Origin of the sequence: Methylomarinum sp. Ch1-1 (assembly GCF_030717995.2) — a bacterium.
GTDB classification, from domain to species: Bacteria; Pseudomonadota; Gammaproteobacteria; order Methylococcales; family Methylomonadaceae; genus Methylomarinum; species Methylomarinum roseum.
Genome location: NZ_CP157743.1, coordinates 2,856,850 through 2,876,463, shown reverse-complemented (window position 1 = coordinate 2,876,463; position 19,614 = coordinate 2,856,850). Strand labels below are relative to the sequence as shown.

The window sequence follows — 19,614 nt, the reverse complement described above, 5'->3', positions numbered from 1 at the left end:
CTTGGGTTTCGAAATTTTCTAGTCGAGCATAACTGTCATCGGAGTTGGTGATCAATTCGACCAAGGCCTTCTCTACAGAAGCGAAGCGGCGCGAATCGATATCGATGACCCGTTGGTCCACTGGCATTGCGGTGATTGCCATGCAAGCTCCCCTTTTACGTTTTGCTGAAGTTTCCTAATAATTCGGAAGTAATCCGTTGTAGCGTCTAGAGCGACATTATTTTTAACAGGGTTTGCGTGAAACATGGCAAATCCATTAAAAAATACCCCTACAAGTCAGGATACCCCCCTAAAAACTGGGAAACTTCAGTACGTTTTGTATATCTTAACTTTTACGTTTTGTATATCTTAATTCGCCGGATATGAACTCTTATGTTTGACGGCGATGGAATTTTCGACTTAGTCCATACGTCATTCTTCCAACATGCTTTGTACCTTAAAAGGCATGAATTAGCAGAGGCGGAATTCACTCGTGATTAGTATTAAAGCATAAACTCATTCCTAAAACAGTAAATATGCCCAGCGTCGGGACGGGATGAATTATCCGACCCGACCTAGCCAGTCTTCCTTTACTCGGCCATTCCTGCAAACCATTGCTGTTTCAGCAAATTTTCCAGGAACCGCAAGCAAATTGTTAAGTCGTAATAACATGCCGGCCCCTCTTCGAGGCGACGGTCTTTCATCAATGAGGAGGTAATAAGGAATACGGTCCATCGATTCCAAAATGTACGCTTATTCAAACAGGCTGGATTAGCGGTGGACAATGGCATCCTCGTAGAGGAAGAGCCCTTGTAATTATTCAGCGTAGCTTTACTAAGAGGGAGTAGGTTATTGATTTATCGGGCTGTCTGCAACAGGACGTTGCAGTCAGAGCTTACATGGAAGTATTCACCCAGCACCTAAATACCATAGACTATTGGCAATGATTTATAATCGTCGTTTATTTAGGTGCTGGGTGAACGCGTCCTGAGAAATCAATGACCTACTGCCTAAAACCCGAAAGATACTGAATAGTTACGAGCCCTTTAAGAAAGACGTCCTCTATTATCAGCAGGAAAATCGAGTGCGAGGCGTATTGTTATGGAAGGTTTGGGAATACGTCGACGCGGCTCGCGCGTTAATCGCCAAATCGGGACCGATTAGCCAGGCGGATATGCAATTATGTTAATCGTTTCCCATTCGCTTACATCCTTTCACGGAGAACCTAGTTATGAGTAGCAAACGCAATTACATTCTATCCGATGACGATGGCTTGAACGCTTATAGCCTGCCGCGGTTGTCCGGTTCGGTGGGGCCCGATGTTGTCGATATTCGAGCTCTCTATCAACAAAGCGGGCTTTTTGCTTACGACCCTGGTTTTACCTCGACCGCCAGCTGCCGTTCGGAAATCACCTATATCGATGGTGAAGCCGGTATCCTATTATATCGCGGTCATCCGATTGAACAACTGGCCGAAAAATGTTCATTCCTGGAGGTCAGCTACTTATTGTTAAATGGAGAATTACCTACGCAGAAGCAGTATGATGACTTTGTCAGACAGGTGACCTATCATACGTTGTTGCATGATCAACTCAGTTATTTCTTTCAAGGGTTTCGACGCGATGCTCATCCGATGGCGATCATGGTTGCTGTGGTCGGTGCGCTATCGGCTTTTTATCACGATGCCTTGGATATACGTTCTAAGGCCAACAGGGATCTAAGCGCGATAAGAATTATCGCCAAAATCCCGACCATCGTGGCGATGAGTTATAAATACAGTATCGGTCTGTCCTTCATGTATCCTCGCAATGACTTAGGCTATGTCGAAAATTTCATGCGCATGATGTTGGGTAATCCTTGTGAGGAATATCATGAAAATCCGGTGTTGGTTAAAGCCTTGGACCGAATTTTGATTCTACATGCCGACCATGAGCAAAACGCTTCGACCTCAACGGTACGCTTAGCCGGCTCCAGCGGAGCCAATCCTTATGCCTGTCTCACTTCGGGCATTGCATGCCTATGGGGACCGGCGCACGGAGGCGCCAACGAAGCGGTATTGAATATGCTGCTGGAGATCGGCGATTCTGAAAATATCAGTCATTACCTGGAAAAAGCCAAAGATAAAAACGACCCCTTCCGACTGATGGGCTTCGGCCACCGTGTCTATAAAAACTACGACCCGCGAGCAAAACTGATGCGGCAAACCTGTCATGAGGTGCTTGATGAGTTAGGCTTGCATGACGACCCCTTATTCAAGCTGGCATTGGAACTCGAGCGCATCGCGCTGGAAGATGAGTATTTCATCGAGAAAAAACTCTATCCCAATGTCGATTTTTATTCAGGCATCGTCCTCAGGGCCTTGGGAATACCAGTCAACATGTTTACCGCGATGTTTGCCATGGGCCGTAGCGTCGGCTGGATAGCGCACTGGGATGAAATGATCTCCGACCCGGAACATAAAATTGGCCGTCCGCGTCAACTCTATACCGGGAAAACCCAGCGCGACGTGTTGTCGATCGGCGAACGAGAGAACAGCGCTTAATCTATCGTTTCAATCCAATGACAGCGCTGTTTGACGGCTTCGGCGGTGTTATTATGACCGATGCCCTTAGCGATCAGTCCAACCACCCTATCATCGGTGTCGTAACCGATATGGGCATCCAAGGGATTTGCCATTTTCCCCATCCCGAACACATCATAGACTGTCGCGACGTTGATAATGACATTGGTCACACTGATGCAGAGTCTGGAGTCCAGATAATTGTTGATGAAATTCTCCGGTATCGCATAACTCAGCAAGTCGTTAGGATCGCTAAACGCGATGATCGGCGTTTTGGCCAGCATCCGTTCGTCATACTTTTCACCTTCAGGCTCACAAAAGGTGTCATGCTGATTGCTGACTTCCGGTAATTTCCGTCCCAATTGCAGCATCGGCAATTGATTGGACATCATATAAATGGGGATTTCCTTGCTTTTTAAAGCAGTCACTAAATCCCAATGCAGCTGATCAGTTTGCGGGCCACCAAATAACGAAGCGATTCTTTGTAAGCCGTCGATGGTGATGCGGCTGCCTAGGCTATGAGAGACAAAAGCGTAATTATCGTTATAGATCGAGTCGATGTTTTGCCACTGACAGCTCTGGTGGACTTCATCGGGCAAATCATTCCAATTGCCGCTGGTCATCCAGCATAACGATTGTTCGAAGGCGACCAGGATATCTTCGCGGCTATCACCCAGATAGATAATCGGGTCAGGGCCGGTATCATTGGAAAACTTCTTTAATAAATCGTTGACTTCGGCGCGCCTGAAGGAATATTCCCCGGAATTATCATAAGACAGAACCTTTTTTTCCTCGGCGGTAATTTCCGACCATGTCAGTTCATAAAGCAGTAATTCTTGGCTTTGTTCTTTGTTCAGGTAGCGGTTGATGCGCAGATTGCCCAGTTTTTTTTCGCCATTGTTTGGAGAACTTAGGGCGATATTTTTATGTTTTGTCGCTGTCACCGTTAAATCGAGTTCTTTGGCCAATTTCTCAAAAAATTCGGTGGCGTAGCCCGGCAAGTGATCCCCTACCCCATGAACCATCAGGACTTTCATTTTACTCCCCTCGACTTCAAGGTTTGGCTTTAAACCTTCGAAAGCATGTCCTCGAATTTCGCATAAGCGGGTGTCCTCTTGCTGTTGTTTTTCCATAATCGCTTCGGTTATGCCTCTTCCAAAACTTGCACAACCATTGAGGGTTATAGCGAGAGTCAATAAAACGAGTGTTGTCAGTGTCTGCTTCATAACAATATCGATGGCTCGTAAAAAGGGATTATGTTCTGATAGTTGATGCCATTCTAAAGTAATTCGTCAAAAAACTGTATTTGCGGCTTGTTAGCCATTACAATTTAGTTTTTCTGAAACGGGGTAGATTGTGTTCAAATTAAAAATTGCTGCTGTTTTGTTGGCAACATTGCCTATTCAACAGGGATATGCTCAAGATTTAATCGAAACCTATCAACTGGCTCTGGAAAACGATCCGCAATTTAAAAGCGCCTATCTCAATCAGTTTTCAACGGCGGAATTTAAATCACAAAGCATCGCCCAGATGCTGCCAAATATATCGGTTTCCGCATCCAGTTCCAGGGACAGATTGAATAACAAAAAGGCCACGTTCCAGCGCGCCGGCACCCAAAACTTTTGGAATCATGGCATAACCTTCAATTTCACACAACCGGTGTTCAACTGGGGGCATTGGGTGCAACTGGGCCAATCCGACAATCGCATCGCCCAGGCGGAGGCTCAATATCAGGCGGAATATCAGGCCTTGATCGTCAGAACAGCAGAAGCCTATTTCGACGTTCTGGCAGCCGAGGATAACCTTGAGTTCACGGTTGCAGAAAAAAAAGCCATTGCCAAGCAACTGGAGCAAGCGAAACAGCGCTTCGAAGTCGGCTTAATCGCGATTACCGACGTCTATGAAGCGCAGGCGGCCTATGACCAGGCTAGAGCCAATGAAATTGAGGCCGCCAATTTACTCGATGACGCCAAGGAAGGCCTGCGCGAACTGATCGGCGATAATCAGGCAGATTTAAATCCTCTGCATGAAAAAATCATCTTGAATCGCCCCGAACCCGACGATATATCCTTGTGGGCGAATTCGGCGCAAAATAATAATTTCAATATCGTGGCTCAATTAAACCAGGCCGAGGTGGCCAGAAAAGAAATCAGGTTGCAACAAAGCGCCCATTTGCCGACCATCGATATCGTCGCCAATTATAACGTCCAGGATAATACCAGTACCTTTGGCTTGCGAGGCGACACGCAAAGCGTCGGCTTGCAACTGAACCTGCCTATTTTCGAAGGCGGCGGCGTCTATTCCCGCACCCAGCAAGCCCAGTATGACTATCAACGCGAAAAAGAAGATCTGACCAAGGTTAAAAGAACGGTCACCCGTCAGGTTAGAAATGCCTATCGCGGCGTGTTGGCCAGCCTCAGTCGGGTAAAAGCGCTGACGGCGACCGTTAAATCGTCGCAAAGCGCTTTGGAGGCCTCCGAGGCCGGTTTAGAAGTCGGCACCCGGACCATGGTCGATGTGCTGGCCGAACAGCGCAATCTGTTTCGATCGAAAAGGGATTACGCCCGCAGTCGCTATGATTATTTAATCAACGGCATCAAGTTAAAAGAAGCCGCCGGCAGTTTGAGCGAGGCTGATTTGCAGGAAGTCAACAAATTCTTGCAACGCTAGCCCGGTCGGCTATTTGACAAAGTCAGCTCACACTACTTCCGCGCCGTCACCAAGGCATTGACTTCCATGCGGTTCGATAATTGGATATCGGTGAATCCGGCATCGGCCAATTGCTGCAAGGAAACGCTTTCACGCATCACATGATTTTCCGATTCGTCGCTAAATAAATGTATGATCCAATGTTCCAGCACATCCAGACGCTGATGTTCGGTGAGGACCTTGAAGTAGCCCGCGACTTCCTGCTGTATCTTCACGGTATGGGCTGAAATGTCATCCAGGCCGTAGCGGTCGCCGTTGATAAATTGACCGTCCTTTTTTAACACCCGGTAGATTTCGTTGATCACCTGTTCCCGGTAGCTATGTTCGAAATTGTGCAAGGTATAAGCCGAGGCGAGCATATCGATACTATCGGAGGCGATATTTTGCAAGGCGGTCAAGGCATCATCGCTGGAAAATGTCACCCTCCCCTGTTCCTGCCAACTTTGCAGATTGGTTTTGGCCTGTTGTTGCATAGTTGGCTCATTATCGACGCTCAATACCTTGACTCGGTCATCGGCGGATAAGACCGATAACGTGGTGATGCCGGTTCCGCCGCCCAACTCCAGGACGTGTATATCTTCGCTGGTAGCGGAAGCCCCAAAGGTCTTGACGGCTTCGCCGACCAGACGGCTCATTTCCGTGGCTAAAGGACAAATAAGCTTGAGCAGCTGATAATCTTGCCCAATGACGCCGGAAAACATGGCGTCAAATTGTTGCTGACTAGTCATGCGTTTGTTTTTCCTCTTGTTTGCGTTGATAGGCGGCTAATTGTTCAGGCGTCGCTTCGCGTTGAAATTTTTCCTTCCATTGCGGATAGGGCATGCCGTAAACGATTTCCCTGGCCTGTTCATAATCGAGCGTATCGCCTCGTTCGGCAGCGGCTTCGACATACCACTTGGCCAGACAATTACGACAGAAATTGGCCAGAATCATCAAGTCGATATTTTGCACTTCGCTATGCTCTTGCAAATGTTTCAACAAGTGTCTGAAGGCGGCGGCCTCATATTCGATTTTGTTATCTTCGTTCATCATAAATCCTTAAAATCCTGCTATTCTAACAGAAACATGTTTCAGTTAATGTACATTGGCGCCCAAAGATTTTACAATTACGCTCAACGCAGATGAAATCCGGCGTTTTTTAGTGAGCCGCGTTACATAAAAATTAAATGCATCGATAGACATCACTCGTGGAAATACATAGTTCATCTCTGGCTTTGTTACCGGCTTCGACGACCCCATCAACGGCCGCTCAAACCAATAACGCCAAGTTAACTGCGAATAAGGAACTTAATTCAAATGAACAAGACAAAGCAAGCATTGCGCGTCAGCCTGAAAACGGCATTGTCAATCCCGAACAACTGGAACAACAACTAGAACAGCTTAAATCTGTGTCACTCGCGTCAGAAAATTTACCCGCCAACAGTCGTATAGTCAAAGCCCTGAATGCCTACAGCGAAACGGTAAATAGTCCATTACAGGAACAACGAACCCGATTAGCCGGGATCGATCTTTACGTCTGAACAAGCAGATTCTGCTATATAACTCATGAAGCAATTACTCGAATTTATCCCTATCATACTGTTTTTTATCGCCTATAAGTTGTATGACATTTATGTCGCGACCGGCGTCGTCATCGTTGCAACGATTGTCCAGGTCGCCATCACCTGGCTCAAATACCGAAAGGTCGAGAAAATGCAATGGATTACGCTGGTGCTCATCGTCGTCATGGGCGGAGCGACCATCTATTTGCAGGATGAAAACTTCATTAAATGGAAACTAACGATCATCGAATGGTTGTTTGGGCTCGCCTTTCTCGGCAGCCAATTTATCGGCCACAAACCCTTTGTCGAACGTATGATGGGCGCTAATCTGGAATTGCCCGGAAAAGTATGGAGAAGATTGAACTTGATCTGGTCCGCATTTTTCATGGGGGTCGGCTGTCTTAATTTGTATGTGATGTATTCCTTCAATACCGATGATTGGGTCAGCTTCAAAACCTTTGTCGTGCCAGGCCTGATGGTCGTATTCATCATTTTACAAATGATTTATTTATATAGATATCTGCCCGAAACAGAGGAAAAAGAATAGTGTTATATGCCATCCTAAGCGAGGACGTCGAAAAGAGTTTGGAAAAACGACAGTCGGCCCGCCCTGCTCACCTGCAACGTTTGCAACATTTACAGGACCAAGGACGCCTGGTCTTAGCCGGCCCGCATCCGTCCATAGACAGTGACAACCCCGGCGAAACCGGCTTCACCGGCAGCCTGGTCGTAGCCGAGTTCAACAGCTTGAGCGAAGCGCAAAGCTGGGCCGACGCCGATCCTTATATCGAGGCTGGTGTTTACGCCCGTGTCACCGTGAAACCATTCAAACAGGTATTTCCTCAATGAGATCTGAAACTATCAAGCAAAAATTAACTGAAGCTCTAAACCCGGAACTGATCGAAGTCATCGATAACAGTGCGGCTCATGCCGGACATTTAGGTGCGGCACAAGGCGGCGGGCATTACAATGTGACTATCATTGCAGATAGCTTTGCCGGTAAGTCGTTGGTGCAGCGACACCAATTAATTTATAAAGCGCTAGGCGACATGATGAAAGAAGAAATTCATGCGCTGGGCATTAATGCATTAACCCCCACTGAACACAATGAAGGAAAATGATAAATGAATAAAAAACTGATTCCGATCATCCTCGCTAGCACCACTTTATTGCCCGGTTGTTTTGAAGAAAAAACCAATAATGCGGGGGGAGCTGAGCCGGCGGCTCCGGCAGTCTCTAAAGAAGACGCAGTCGCCGTGGTCAACGGCAAATATATCAGTAAGCAAAGCCTGCAGGCTCTGGAAAACGACATCAAGCAGCGCAGTCATGGTCAATCGTCGTTTCCCAAGGAACAATTGATCGAAGAATTGATTCAACGCGAATTATTGGTGCAAGAGGCGCTGGAGAAAAAACTGGACCAATCGCCTGAAGTCGTCGAGCGCTTGAGCACGATCAAGAACTCCCTACTGTCGCAAGCCGCCTTACAGAATTATCTGAAATCCAATCCGGTGACCGATGACGAAATCAAAGCCGAATATGATTCGAAAATGGGCAATGCCGGCACCGAGTATAAGGCTCGCCACATTCTGGTCAAAAGCGAAGAAGAAGCGAAGCAGTTGATCGACGAACTGAATAAAGGGGCCGACTTTGTTGAATTGGCGAAAAGCAAGTCGACGGGTCCTTCAGGCCCCCAAGGCGGCGATCTAGGTTGGTTTACCGCCGACAGAATGGTAGCGCCTTTTTCTGAAGCGGTCATTGCGATGGAGAATGGGAAATTCAGCACCGAACCGGTCGAGACTCAGTTCGGCTGGCATGTGATCTTAAGAGAGGATTCAAGAGCACAGACTCCACCTCCGCTTGAAGCGGTTAAAGAGCAGATCCGTCCAATGCTGCAACGCCAGAAAGTTCAAGCTATGATGGAAAATCTGCGCAATCAGGCTAAAGTGGAAATTCTGCTGCCGGCGAGCGCGGAAAAAGCTGAGGCGGAGCCGGCCGCAGCTGCCGAAGCGACAGAACAAGTAGAAACCGAAGTAAAATCAGAGACTACAACAGAACCGCAAGAACCCGAAGCTCCAGCAAGCGAAAGCGAGCAAAGCGAAGAGAAAGCAGCTACGCCAGCTGAATAACAATCGCGAAGCCAACTAAAACGGCTGGCAATCGTACAAACGCCTCCATCAATCTTTGGGGGCGTTTTTTTACTCGTCGGCAAACTTCGGTGGTTTATAACGATGCACATTCAGGGTCAACAAAAACGGTTCTTCATCGATCTCGACATCGGAACGCTTTCGCCGCGCGTTTTGATCCTGAACGGATTGCGGCAACGGCCTGATCCGTGGAATCTGGAAATCGGCATCATGTAAATAAAAAATTGGCGCATAGGCCAAACGCTGACATTTCTCAGGACATTGTCGATATTTGTCCGCTATAACCCGAACCAAATTCACCCTGCGGTGAACGATCTCCGTCTTGATCAACGCGAGATATTCATTGCCCCGCAAGCTGCGCATTAAACGATAATCATGTTGCAAACGCTGATCGCTCGGATCTTCAGGGTCTTCGCTGCCTAGCGCTCGCAGTTTATCTTCGATAATTTGTTTGGCGGTAAGCCTCACCGAAGGAACATAGCGATTCCAGAAAAAACCGGCATATTCCAAAGGATAAGATACCGAAATAAATTTACGACAGACTTGTATCCGGTTTAACCTGGCAAGCCCCATATCGGACAAGGCCTTCCTCGATAACGGAACCTTGACCATTTGATCGCTTTCCGATGACGGGATTTCCAACATAATCTTATCCATGGCCATCAAGATTTTCTGTAGCTCCTTCTTAGCCAGATTTAATCGTTCAAGTTGCTGCAGCGTGTGTTCGGAACAAGCGATCACCCCCGGCATCTGTCTAGTATCCTTTCCGGATGCTTCATGATCTTCAAACATCGTTTCATTGACCATGTCTACAATAGCCATGCGCGCGGATCGCCAATCGGCAGGCAATAAGCGCTCATGGCCATCGATCCAGGCTGGAAACTGGGTCTCGTTCAGGATGGCCTCGGACAACGCTTGATTATGTTGCAACAGATTGTGATAAGCTCGAGCCAGATCCGCGCGTAATTCAGAATGTAAACTCGCCATAAATTTCGCATTAAAATAGTATATTTATACTATTTTAATGCATTCTTCTCAACCGATCAGGATTACTTCATTAAATGAATGAGTGGCAAAGCAGAATTTAACAACAAATACGCCAGGCAGAATGAAGATATGGACTCCTCTCCTTTCCAAGGTGTCGTATACAGCGGTCATTTTTAAACGGAATAAAACAGGGGCCCGACATGAATTATAACGTAGTGGATCTTGAGCGGGCCGGGCTTTGTAAGCCATACGCATCAAGCTAAACGCAACTCCTCGCTTTTTGATGCGCTTCACGCTGTTCAGCACATCCGAAGACAAGGCTACATTGACATGCAACAGGATTCGCCGCCAGGCAATCCGCCTGGATACGCACAACGGCTAATTTTGCCTCCGGTGGCGGGGTTTGGCGGCTTGCTTCGCGAAGCCGCCCTACAATGGCGGATCCGCTGCGCTTAATCCGCCCTACCCGCACCGGTTTTTGATGCGCTTCACGCTGTTCAACATCCGAAGGCAAGACGGTGCTTTGCGTAGGAGCGCCGCCCTCGGCGCGAAAAGAGCCATTCGGCCCGAGGGCGGGCCTCCTACGGGCAGACTTTGGCGAAGCCGCGGCGCAAGGGGAGCCCTGCTCAACCGATAAGTTAATTGATTTGGCTAAGATTAGAGAAAATGTAGACTAATGGCTAGCTATAGTGATCACGACCTTGGCTCAACTCATCATACGGTCATGAATAAAATATTGTTCTTTAGCAGATGAGTCTCCTTCCCTATTTGATTTTTAGCTTAAATTAAGGTTTTTGTATTTAATACACTTCTGTGCTTCGGGGTGTGTTAAATTTAGTACCAATAAAATAGATTATAGTATAAATATACTATTTTATTAATCCGTTGCTCTGCTTGTTTATAATATTATGGTTGAGAAGCTCAGGCTGGGAAATTATTTATCAGCAGCGCTAAATCCTATGAAGCCAGCTGATTCATTTTAATTTTTCAAAGTACTGCAGCATCAGTTGTATGCTTTGATTCCCTCGGTATTCGTTGATGTCCAGCTTATACGCCGCTTTCAGTAAACGGCATCCCAACCAACTTTCCGGTTGTTCGACGAAAAAGCCGATGGCGTCGATCAATAACGAACAATTGTCGGGTCTGAGTACAAACTTTAAATGATGCTGCCCCACTATTCTGCACTGAATAACCTCGAATTGACCGTGAAAAACAGGTTCCGGGAATTCCTGCCCCCAGGTGGCCGAATTTCGGAGCAATTCGGCGAATTCCATCGTTAATTGCCTTTCCTGCAGTTCGCCGTCCGAATAAATTTTCTGCTCCAGGTCCGCATGTTCCAACTTCTCGCTGACAATTTCATCGAATGCCAACGCGAATGGTGGATAATCATGCATTTTGATACTTAATCCGGCCGCCATCGCATGGCCGCCAAACTTGCTCAACAACTGCGGGTGTCTTGCCGCTACTTCGCTTAATACGTCGCGGATATGGACGCCGTTGATCGAGCGAGCCGAGCCCTTGATCTCGCCGTTATCGGCCGGAGCAAAAGCGACGACCGGCCTGTGCAACCGATCCTTAATGCGCGAGGCCAGTATACCTATGACACCCTGATGCCAATCCTGGTTGAACAGGCATACGCCGGACGGTAAATGCTTTTCATCTAAGGCCTTCATTTCCGACAGCAGCTGCATGGCTTCTTTTTTCATCTGCCCTTCGATGTCTTTACGGTCCTGGTTCAGCTCATCAAGTTGTTGTGCGACTTGTTTGCAATATTCCGGGTCATCGCTGAGCAGGCATTGAATGCCCAGTGACATATCATCCATGCGGCCGGCAGCATTCAAGCGCGGCCCGATCGCGAAACCGAGGTCGGACGCATGAATGTTAGTCAGTTTACGGCCGGAAATTTCGACTAAAGCGGGAATGCCCGGGTGACATTGCCCCGAGCGTATGCGCAGCAACCCTTGATGCACCAGGATTCTATTGACCTGATCCAAGGCGACGACATCGGCGACGGTGCCTAATGCGACGAGATCCAGCAATTGGGCCAAATTAGGTTCGGCAATATGTTGCTGTTGAAACCAATTCCGTTCGCGCAGGCGGCTGCGCAAGGCCATCAAGACATAGAATATGACGCCGACGCCGGCGATGTTGGAGCTGGGAAATTTATCGTCAGGCAAATTGGGATTGACGATGGCCTCCGCATCGGGCAACTGCTCTCCCGGAAGGTGATGATCGGTGATCAAGACCTTTATACCGGCCTGACGTGCGGCCTCGACCCCGCTTATGCTGGAAATGCCGTTATCGACGGTGACGATGACATCGGGATTCTGTTGTTTGACCAGCGCCACGATTTCGGGGGTCAGGCCGTATCCATATTCAAAACGATTGGGTACGACAAAAGAAACGTATTGGGCGCCTAGCAATGTCAAGCCGCGCAAAGCCACTGCGCAGCTGGTGGCGCCGTCGGCGTCGAAATCCGCGACGATGGCGATTCTTTGCCGTTCCTTCAACGCGGTCTGCAAATGTCCGACCATGTCCTCGATGCCGCTCAGCAACCAGGGCGACGGCAATTTGTTCAACGAGCGCTCCAGTTGTTCCGCTTTCGTGACGCCGCGGCTGCTGAAAATGCGTTTTAACAGCGGGTCGAGTCCCTCCAGTTGCAGATGTTTCTTGCCTTCCGGACGCAGAACGATATTTTTTTTAACACCCTGATAATACATGGCTTACGATAAAAAAGCCGGCTGTCGCCGGCTTATGTTAGACACCAAAAGAAACGATGAGTATCACGGCGGCTGGCCGCATGACGGTATTTAATCGCCTCGGCGAGACTTACATGTGATCCAGAATCGCTTTCTTCACCGCATCCAGGGTCGCATCGATGGTTACCGGATGGGTGTCTTTACATTGGCCTATCGCGGTATCCGGATCCTTCAATCCATTGCCGGTCAATGTACAGACGATTTTGCTACCTTCCGGAATTTTACCCGCTCCGATATCTTGTAATGCGCCCGCCAGCGATGCAGCCGATGCCGGTTCGCAGAAGATACCTTCAAACTGGGACAGCATTTTCTGAGCGGCAAGAATCTGCTCGTCGCTCATCGCATCAAACCAGCCGCCGGATTCCTTCTGCGCATTCCAGGCCTTATCCCAAGATTGGGGATGGCCTATGCGTATCGCCGTGGCGACGGTCTCCGGATTATCGACCATTTTTCCGGTGACGAATGGCGCCGCGCCGGCGGCCTGATAACCGCACATGACCGGGCGTTTATCGGTCACCGCCTTATGCCCTTCGAAATCGCTGGCGTATTCGGAATAGCCTTTCCAGTAGGCGGTAATATTTCCGGCATTGCCGACCGGTAAACAATGAAAGTCAGGAGCGCAACCCAGTTCGTCGACGATTTCGAAGGCCGCCGTTTTCTGACCTTCGATACGAAACGGATTGATCGAGTTGACGATCGTGACCGGGGCATGGTCGGCCACTTCCTTAACCAACGCCATGCCGGCATCGAAATTGCCGTTGATCTGAATGATTTCGGCGCCGTACATCAAGGTTTGCGCCAATTTTCCCATCGCGATCTTGCCTTCCGGAATCAACACGAAAGCCTTGATGCCGGCGCGCACCGCATAGGCGGCCGCCGCAGCCGAGGTGTTGCCGGTGGAGGCGCAGATGATGGCCTGGCTGCCTTCTTCCACCGCCTTGGTCACCGCCATCGTCATGCCGCGATCCTTGAATGAACCGGTCGGATTCAAACCTTCGTATTTAACATAAATATCGACATCCTTACCGATCAGCCTGGGGATATTTTGCAACTGTATCAGTGGCGTGTTGCCTTCACCGAGACTGATGAAGCGAGTATTATCGCTCACCGGTAAACGGTCTTTATAATTTTCAATTAAACCTGTGTATCGTTTACGAATAGACATAATTATTTATTTCAAGGATTCCAGACGAATGCGGCAAACTTTGCCGGTGACGGTAGATAATGCTTCAATTTCGCTAATTGCGGCATTCATTTCTTTTTCCAGCGTCAACTGGGTCAGCATGATGATCGGCAGCACCGCTTCGCCTTCGTGAGGTTCTTTCTGGATCATCGCCTCGATGCTGATATTATGATCGGCGAGAATATGGGTAATATCGGCCAGCACGCCGGGTTTATCTTCCACCGTCAGGCGCAGATAATAGGCGGTGCGGAAGTCTTCGTCCGACAACACCGGAATATCGACTATCGCCTCCGGCTGAAAGGCCAAATGCGGCACCCTGTTTTCAGGATCGCTGGTCAGCGCACGGACGACATCGACGACATCGGCGACCACTGCGGAAGCGGTCGCCTCGGCGCCGGCGCCGGCGCCGTAATAGAGCGTTGGACCGACCGCATCCCCTTTGACCAACACCGCGTTCATCACGCCATCGACATTGGCGATCAAGCGGCGTTCCGGAATCAACGTCGGATGCACGCGCAATTCGATGCCCTTCTCGGTTTTTCGGGCGATGCCCAGATGTTTGATGCGATAGCCCAGCTGTTCGGCGTATTCGACATCCTCACGGGTGATCTTGCTAATGCCTTCGGTAAAAATCTTGTCGAATTGCAGCGGAATGCCGAATGCGATAGACGCCAAAATGGTCAGCTTGTGAGCGGCATCGATGCCCTCAACATCGAAAATAGGATTGGCTTCCGCGTAGCCTAAGGCTTGCGCTTCGGCCAAGACGTCGCCGAAATCACGTCCTTTATCGCGCATTTCGGTCAAAATGAAGTTGCCGGTGCCGTTGATGATGCCCGCCAGCCACTCGATCTGGTTGCCGCTCAAGCCTTCTCGTATCGCCTTGATGATCGGAATGCCGCCGGCGACCGCCGCCTCAAACAACACCATTACGCCCTTCTCGCTGGCCTTGCGAAAAATTTCGTTGCCATGCAACGCGATCAAGGCCTTGTTGGCGGTGACCACGTGCTTGCCTTTTTCGATCGCCTGCAACACCAAGTCCTTCGCCAGGGTTTCGCCACCGATCAATTCCAGCACAACCTCGATTTCCGGGTCATTGATAATGTCGAACGGGTCGGCGGTCAAGGCAATGCCATCGGTATCACAAATGCGTTCCCGGTCCAGGTTTCTCGCCAGAGCACGGGTCACGATGATCTCCCGTCCCGCCCTGCGGGCGATTTCTTTTGCGTTCCGCTTCAACACATTGACGGTGCCGCCACCGACTGTGCCTAAACCCAATATACCAATTTTTACCGGTTTCAAATGTCACTCCCAAACTGTAAATTCTCTTTTTTGCAAAGCGCGCCGCTAATAATTCAGGCGGCGCCAAGCATGCGATTAGCTCAACAGCCGGCTATTATACTACGTTGTCTTTCTTCAGCATATTGCGAATGCCGCGCAACGCCTGCCGAGTTCTGTGCTCATTCTCAATCAGGCTGAAGCGCACATGACTATCGCCGTGCTGGCCGAAACCGATGCCCGGCGAAACCGCGACTTTGGCATCGATAATCATTTTTTTGCTGAATTCAACCGACCCCATATCCTTGTAGGCGTCGGGAATCGGCGCCCAAACAAACATCGTAGCCTTCGGTTTTTCGACCCGCCAGCCCATCGCATTCAGCCCGTCGCATAGTACGTCACGGCGATTTTTGTACATCTCGCAGATTTCCTTTACGCAATCCTGCGGCCCTTCCAACGCGGTAATGGCGGCCACCTGAATCGGCGTAAAAGTGCCGTAATCCATATACGACTTGATCCGGGTCAAGGCCGCCACCAACTGGGGGTTTCCGCACATGAAACCAACCCGCCAACCGGGCATGTTATAGCTTTTCGATAACGAGAAAAATTCCACCGCGACGTCTTTCGCCCCCTCGACCTGTAATATCGATGGCGCCTTATAGCCGTCAAACACGATATCGGCATAGGCGATGTCATGGACCACCCAGATATTATGCTCTTTGGCCACAGCAACGATCTTTTCGAAGAAATCCAATTCGATGCATTGCGTGGTCGGGTTGCCGGGAAAATTCAGAATCAGCATCTTCGGTTTCGGCCAGGAGTCCTCGATAGCCCTTTCCAACTCTTCAAAAAAGTCCACTCCGGGCACCAGAGGCACATGGCGTAAATCGGCGCCGGCGATGACGACGCCATAGGGATGAATCGGATAGGCAGGATTCGGCACCAACACGATGTCTCCCGGCCCCAAGGTGGCCAACGCCAGGTGAGCCAGTCCTTCTTTGGAACCGATCGTGACGATCGCCTCGGTTTCCGGATTTAAATCGACATCGAACCGATTTTTGTACCAATTGCAAATGGCCTTGCGTAAACGGGGTATGCCTTTCGAAACGGAATAGCGGTGAGTGTCGCAGCGAACGGTCGCCTCAACCATTTTGTCGACGATATGCTTGGGCGTCGGTTGATCGGGATTCCCCATCCCAAAATCAATAATATCTTCACCCTCGGAACGGGCCTTGGCTTTTAATTCATTGACGATATTAAAAACATAAGGCGGGAGACGACTGATTCGATGAAATTCTTCCATTAACGACTCTAAAAAGTTATGACTATAAAATTGGCAAACTGTTTAAGGTAGTGTTTTTACATACCCTTGTCAATCAGCCAATTCGGGACTGCTTGGCATTTCGATGAATTGACCTGAGGTCATGGATAGGCATGAAAGTGGGTTTCGGTCATTAGCCGTTCCACGCGGTGTAAGTCTTGCTCGGTGTCGACGCCGGCCGGCGGCGTTTGCGCGACCGTGTTAACGCGTATTTTTCCCCCATGCCACAACACCCGCAGCTGTTCCAGCGACTCGACCGCCTCCAACGGAGACGCCGGCCAGTCGCAATAACGCGTTAAAAACTCGACGGTATAGGCGTACATGCCGATATGTCTTAAAAAAGGCTGTGCCTCATTGCTCAAGTCGGCGCGCTCCGGAAAGGCGCCTCGTTCCCACGGAATAGGCGCCCTGCTGAAATAAAGCGCGTAACCGTCCTTGTCCAACACCACCTTGACGGCATTCGGGTTAAAGATTTCGGCCTGATCATCAATCCGCGCCGCCAATGTAGCCATGCCGGCCAGTTCTTGACCGGCCAAGGCATCGGCCACCTCGTTAATATAGTCCGGCGGTATCAGCGGTTCGTCGCCTTGCAGATTGACGATGATGTCCTCGTCCCGCCATTTCAGAACACTCGCTACCTCAGCGATTCTTTCACTGCCGGAAGCATGGTTGGGATCGGTCATCACGACCTGCAGACCCAGCGTTTCGACAGCACTATAGATGCGTCGATCATCGGTAGCGACCACCACCTGCTCTGCCTGAGCTTCCAGCGCGCGGGCGCAAACATGGGCGATCATCGGCTTACCGGCAATATCGAGCAAGGGTTTGCCGGGCAAACGGGTGGAACCGAAGCGGGCCGGAATCACGACCTTGAATGCCGTCTTCTTCATTTTTTTAATGCGTCTATTTCTTCATTGGATAATTCGCGCGCTTCATCCTCCAGCATCACCGGAATGTCGTCGCGTATCGGAAAGGCCAAGCGGTCGGCCTTGCAGATTAATTCCTGTTTGGCGTTGTCATAGATCAAGGAGCTTTTACAAATGGGACAGGCCAGAATATCGAGTAATTTTTTATCCATGTTTTTTTTCTTTCAATAAAGTTAATAATTGCTCGCTGAACTCCGCTTGCGGTTCAGCATCGATCGGAACATACCAATGTTTTTCACCGGCAAATTTCAGGCATTTGACTGCATCTTTTTCGGTCATCAGCACTGGTCTATCATCATCAAATTCAATATCGGCGGCGGTAAACTGATGATGATCGGGAAACGCCCGCCCCTCAAAACTCAGACCGGCCTGGTCGAGTAAGTTAAAAAAACGGTTCGGATTGCCGATGCCGGCCAAGGCATGTAGTCCTTGGCCGCAAAATTCCCGCAGCGGCACGGATTCACCGGTTTTCAGACAAACCGCCTCGGCGCCGACAAAATGCATCGAATACTCCCCTTCCTCCACGGCGACGCCATTGACGATCACCAAGTCGACTTCGCGTAGACGTTCCAGCGGTTCTCTGAGCGGTCCAGCCGGCAGGCAATAGCCGTTGCCAAAACGGCGTTCGCCATCGATCACCGTGATTTCGATATCCCGTTCTAAAGCATAATGTTGCAGGCCGTCATCGGAAATAATGATATTACATTGATGCAGCCCGGTTAGCAGTTGGGCCGCCGCAACCCGGTTGCGGCAAACGGCCATCGGGCAGTCGCTGTGTTTAACGATCACCAAGGGCTCATCGCCGACGATGCCAGGTTGGCTGTCCGCCTCCACGATAACCGGTTCGTTCTTCGCTGCGCCGCCATACCCACGGCTGATTATCCCGGGACGATAACCTTTTTGTTTCAACAGCTTGGCCAGCCAGATTACCAGCGGCGTCTTGCCGGTGCCGCCGACGCTGATATTGCCGACGATGATGACAGGAACCGGCAGTTTTGTCGACTTAAGCAAGCCCTTACGATATAAAAAACGACGTAAACGGATGATGTCCAGATAAATCATCGACAAAGGCGCGATCCAGATAGAGAAATACCTCTCTCCATACCATACATCCTGCCACCATCGAGCCAAGGTTTTTTTCATGGCGTCGTCGGCACGCTTTTGGTAGCGAAGGTAATGCGCTTGAACCCCAGCTGACTGGCGATATCCAGAGCGCTAACGACGGCCTGATGCGGCGTCTTGCCGTCGGCGCTAATGACGAAGGGGATCCGTCTGGAATTGCCGGCCGCCTGACTCAACGCTCTTTTCAATGTCGACAATTTTTGATTGATCAACTGATGAAATTTGCCATCGTCGCCGGACAAAAAATAGGTGCCGTCCTCATCGATCATCAACGTGATGATCTTTTCTTTGCTATCGCTCTCTACGCCGTGCGCTTCCGGCAAGTTCACTTTCAACTCGGTTTGCCGATTGAAGGTCGTCGTGACCATGAAAAAAATCAATAACAAAAACACCACATCGATCATCGGCGTGATCGAGATCTCCAGCGGCGGTCTTTTTCGGCGATGAAAATCCATCAGGCTTCCTCTCTGTCACCATGCATGACGTCAATCAGATGCAAAGACTCCTCTTCCATCTTGACCACATACTCATCAACCAAACGTTCAAAATAGCGATGAAAGATCAAGCTGGGAATCGCGACGGTCAATCCGGCCGCGGTGGTAATCAATGCCTCGGAAATGCCGCCGGCCAACACGCCCGGATCGCCGACCCCGTGCACCATGATCGCGGAAAAAACCTTGATCATGCCGATGACGGTCCCCAGCAAGCCCAGTAACGGCGTAATTGAAGCGATGGTGCCCAGTGAATTGAGATAACGCTCCAAATCATGCACCACTTGTCGCCCGGCCTCCTCGATACTGATCTTCATCATTTCCCGGCCGTGTTCACTGTTGGCGAGTCCAGCCGACAACACCGCTCCCAGCGGCGAACTAACCTTGATTCGGCGCAACGTCACATCGTCGAGCTTATTATCCCGATGCAATTGCCATATGCTTGGAACCAGCTCCGCCGGCAAGATTTTCTTGCGTTGCAATGACCAGAAGCGCTCGCCAATAATACCCATTGCACCGATCGAGCACAGAATAATCGGCAACATCATCCAGCCGCCATTTTTAATCAATTCAAACACGTATTTATTCCTTTGTTAACAACCAGATATAGAGTCATA

21 protein-coding genes are annotated in these 19,614 nt (G+C 49.7%); 8 read left to right on the top strand and 13 right to left on the bottom strand.

What is annotated here, in order from left to right; all coding sequences use genetic code 11:
- Positions 1-973 precede the first annotated feature (973 nt).
- Together Q9L42_RS13245 and gltA are read left to right on the top strand one after the other, a co-directional pair.
- Positions 974-1,168: a hypothetical protein gene (locus Q9L42_RS13245; protein ID WP_349432757.1), complete on the top strand. Its 195-nt coding sequence runs from the start codon at positions 974-976 to the stop codon at positions 1,166-1,168.
- Between the two features lie 42 nt (positions 1,169-1,210).
- A complete protein-coding gene (gene gltA, locus Q9L42_RS13240; RefSeq protein WP_305907914.1) occupies positions 1,211-2,521 on the top strand; it encodes a citrate synthase in 1,311 nt (436 codons plus the stop codon).
- Here the strand turns inward: gltA and Q9L42_RS13235 are convergent.
- Positions 2,518-3,765, bottom strand: coding sequence for a hypothetical protein (locus tag Q9L42_RS13235; RefSeq protein WP_349431222.1), 1,248 nt, complete (start codon positions 3,763-3,765; stop codon positions 2,518-2,520). The genes gltA and Q9L42_RS13235 overlap by 4 nt on opposite strands.
- Before the next feature lie 130 nt (positions 3,766-3,895).
- On the opposite strand from Q9L42_RS13235, the gene Q9L42_RS13230 reads away from it, so the two are divergent.
- Positions 3,896-5,209 (top strand): TolC family outer membrane protein, encoded by a 1,314-nt coding sequence (locus Q9L42_RS13230; protein WP_349431221.1) that lies wholly within the window; start codon positions 3,896-3,898, stop codon positions 5,207-5,209.
- Between the two features lie 32 nt (positions 5,210-5,241).
- Here Q9L42_RS13230 and Q9L42_RS13225 read toward each other — a convergent pair whose 3' ends face one another.
- Entirely contained in the window at positions 5,242-5,976 is a 735-nt protein-coding gene (locus tag Q9L42_RS13225; RefSeq protein WP_305907917.1) for a class I SAM-dependent methyltransferase, read from the bottom strand.
- Positions 5,969-6,277 (bottom strand): DUF1244 domain-containing protein, encoded by a 309-nt coding sequence (locus Q9L42_RS13220; protein ID WP_305907918.1) that lies wholly within the window; start codon positions 6,275-6,277, stop codon positions 5,969-5,971. The genes Q9L42_RS13225 and Q9L42_RS13220 overlap by 8 nt, the downstream gene beginning before the upstream one ends.
- A 158-nt stretch (positions 6,278-6,435) precedes the next feature.
- Between Q9L42_RS13220 and Q9L42_RS13215 the strand changes: the two genes are divergently transcribed.
- Genes Q9L42_RS13215 through Q9L42_RS13195 form a run of 5 tightly spaced genes read left to right on the top strand, consistent with a single transcriptional unit; the run spans position 6,436 to position 8,915 of the window.
- Positions 6,436-6,768, top strand: a complete 333-nt coding sequence (locus tag Q9L42_RS13215) for a hypothetical protein (RefSeq protein ID WP_305907919.1) — start codon at positions 6,436-6,438, stop codon at positions 6,766-6,768.
- Positions 6,769-6,793: 25 nt separating this feature from the next.
- Positions 6,794-7,336 carry a septation protein A gene (locus tag Q9L42_RS13210; RefSeq protein WP_305907920.1) on the top strand — a complete coding sequence of 181 codons (543 nt, stop codon included), beginning with the start codon at positions 6,794-6,796 and terminating at the stop codon, positions 7,334-7,336.
- Positions 7,336-7,638: a YciI family protein gene (locus Q9L42_RS13205; RefSeq protein ID WP_305907921.1), complete on the top strand. Its 303-nt coding sequence runs from the start codon at positions 7,336-7,338 to the stop codon at positions 7,636-7,638. The genes Q9L42_RS13210 and Q9L42_RS13205 overlap by 1 nt, the downstream gene beginning before the upstream one ends.
- Positions 7,635-7,910 (top strand): BolA family protein, encoded by a 276-nt coding sequence (locus tag Q9L42_RS13200; RefSeq protein ID WP_305907922.1) that lies wholly within the window; start codon positions 7,635-7,637, stop codon positions 7,908-7,910. The genes Q9L42_RS13205 and Q9L42_RS13200 overlap by 4 nt, the downstream gene beginning before the upstream one ends.
- 3 nt (positions 7,911-7,913) lie before the next feature.
- Positions 7,914-8,915: a peptidylprolyl isomerase gene (locus Q9L42_RS13195; RefSeq protein WP_349431220.1), complete on the top strand. Its 1,002-nt coding sequence runs from the start codon at positions 7,914-7,916 to the stop codon at positions 8,913-8,915.
- Between the two features lie 69 nt (positions 8,916-8,984).
- On the opposite strand, the gene Q9L42_RS13190 is transcribed toward Q9L42_RS13195, so the two are convergent.
- From Q9L42_RS13190 to Q9L42_RS13145, 10 genes are all read right to left on the bottom strand, one after another.
- The gene (locus Q9L42_RS13190; RefSeq protein ID WP_305907924.1) at positions 8,985-9,920 is read right to left on the bottom strand and encodes a hypothetical protein; all 936 of its coding nucleotides are present in this window, start codon (positions 9,918-9,920) and stop codon (positions 8,985-8,987) included.
- A 974-nt stretch (positions 9,921-10,894) separates the two neighbouring features.
- Positions 10,895-12,640, bottom strand: a complete 1,746-nt coding sequence (gene recJ / locus Q9L42_RS13185; protein ID WP_349431219.1) for a single-stranded-DNA-specific exonuclease RecJ — start codon at positions 12,638-12,640, stop codon at positions 10,895-10,897.
- Between the two features lie 109 nt (positions 12,641-12,749).
- Complete coding sequence (gene thrC, locus Q9L42_RS13180; protein ID WP_305907928.1) at positions 12,750-13,844, bottom strand: threonine synthase; 1,095 nt, start codon at positions 13,842-13,844, stop codon at positions 12,750-12,752.
- A gap of 6 nt (positions 13,845-13,850) precedes the next feature.
- Positions 13,851-15,161: a homoserine dehydrogenase gene (locus Q9L42_RS13175; protein WP_349431218.1), complete on the bottom strand. Its 1,311-nt coding sequence runs from the start codon at positions 15,159-15,161 to the stop codon at positions 13,851-13,853.
- 94 nt (positions 15,162-15,255) lie between these two features.
- Positions 15,256-16,440, bottom strand: coding sequence for an alanine transaminase (gene alaC / locus Q9L42_RS13170; protein ID WP_349431217.1), 1,185 nt, complete (start codon positions 16,438-16,440; stop codon positions 15,256-15,258).
- 119 nt (positions 16,441-16,559) lie between these two features.
- On the bottom strand, positions 16,560-17,348 hold the full coding sequence (gene kdsB / locus Q9L42_RS13165; RefSeq protein WP_305907930.1) for a 3-deoxy-manno-octulosonate cytidylyltransferase: 789 nt from the start codon (positions 17,346-17,348) through the stop codon (positions 16,560-16,562).
- Positions 17,345-17,536, bottom strand: a complete 192-nt coding sequence (locus tag Q9L42_RS13160) for a Trm112 family protein (RefSeq protein WP_305910200.1) — start codon at positions 17,534-17,536, stop codon at positions 17,345-17,347. The genes kdsB and Q9L42_RS13160 overlap by 4 nt, the downstream gene beginning before the upstream one ends.
- Positions 17,529-18,527, bottom strand: coding sequence for a tetraacyldisaccharide 4'-kinase (gene lpxK / locus Q9L42_RS13155; RefSeq protein ID WP_349431216.1), 999 nt, complete (start codon positions 18,525-18,527; stop codon positions 17,529-17,531). The genes Q9L42_RS13160 and lpxK overlap by 8 nt, the downstream gene beginning before the upstream one ends.
- A complete protein-coding gene (locus Q9L42_RS13150; RefSeq protein WP_305907931.1) occupies positions 18,524-18,961 on the bottom strand; it encodes an ExbD/TolR family protein in 438 nt (145 codons plus the stop codon). The genes lpxK and Q9L42_RS13150 overlap by 4 nt, the downstream gene beginning before the upstream one ends.
- Entirely contained in the window at positions 18,961-19,575 is a 615-nt protein-coding gene (locus Q9L42_RS13145) for a MotA/TolQ/ExbB proton channel family protein (RefSeq protein ID WP_305907932.1), read from the bottom strand. Before Q9L42_RS13145 ends, Q9L42_RS13150 begins: the two co-directional genes overlap by 1 nt.
- Positions 19,576-19,614 lie beyond the last annotated feature (39 nt).

Excerpts from the sequence above, each read along its gene's own strand:
- gltA (WP_305907914.1), top strand. The coding sequence starts at position 1,211 with ATGAGTAGCAAACGCAATTACATTCTATCCGATGACGATGGCTTGAAC.
- Q9L42_RS13235 (WP_349431222.1), bottom strand. The coding sequence starts at position 3,765 with ATGAAGCAGACACTGACAACACTCGTTTTATTGACTCTCGCTATAACC.
- Q9L42_RS13225 (WP_305907917.1), bottom strand. The coding sequence starts at position 5,976 with ATGACTAGTCAGCAACAATTTGACGCCATGTTTTCCGGCGTCATTGGG.
- Q9L42_RS13220 (WP_305907918.1), bottom strand. The coding sequence starts at position 6,277 with ATGAACGAAGATAACAAAATCGAATATGAGGCCGCCGCCTTCAGACAC.
- Q9L42_RS13210 (WP_305907920.1), top strand. The coding sequence starts at position 6,794 with ATGAAGCAATTACTCGAATTTATCCCTATCATACTGTTTTTTATCGCC.
- Q9L42_RS13200 (WP_305907922.1), top strand. The coding sequence starts at position 7,635 with ATGAGATCTGAAACTATCAAGCAAAAATTAACTGAAGCTCTAAACCCG.
- Q9L42_RS13195 (WP_349431220.1), top strand. The coding sequence starts at position 7,914 with ATGAATAAAAAACTGATTCCGATCATCCTCGCTAGCACCACTTTATTG.
- Q9L42_RS13190 (WP_305907924.1), bottom strand. The coding sequence starts at position 9,920 with ATGGCGAGTTTACATTCTGAATTACGCGCGGATCTGGCTCGAGCTTAT.
- recJ (WP_349431219.1), bottom strand. The coding sequence starts at position 12,640 with ATGTATTATCAGGGTGTTAAAAAAAATATCGTTCTGCGTCCGGAAGGC.
- thrC (WP_305907928.1), bottom strand. The coding sequence starts at position 13,844 with ATGTCTATTCGTAAACGATACACAGGTTTAATTGAAAATTATAAAGAC.
- alaC (WP_349431217.1), bottom strand. The coding sequence starts at position 16,440 with ATGGAAGAATTTCATCGAATCAGTCGTCTCCCGCCTTATGTTTTTAAT.
- kdsB (WP_305907930.1), bottom strand. The coding sequence starts at position 17,348 with ATGAAGAAGACGGCATTCAAGGTCGTGATTCCGGCCCGCTTCGGTTCC.
- Q9L42_RS13160 (WP_305910200.1), bottom strand. The coding sequence starts at position 17,536 with ATGGATAAAAAATTACTCGATATTCTGGCCTGTCCCATTTGTAAAAGC.
- lpxK (WP_349431216.1), bottom strand. The coding sequence starts at position 18,527 with ATGAAAAAAACCTTGGCTCGATGGTGGCAGGATGTATGGTATGGAGAG.
- Q9L42_RS13150 (WP_305907931.1), bottom strand. The coding sequence starts at position 18,961 with ATGGATTTTCATCGCCGAAAAAGACCGCCGCTGGAGATCTCGATCACG.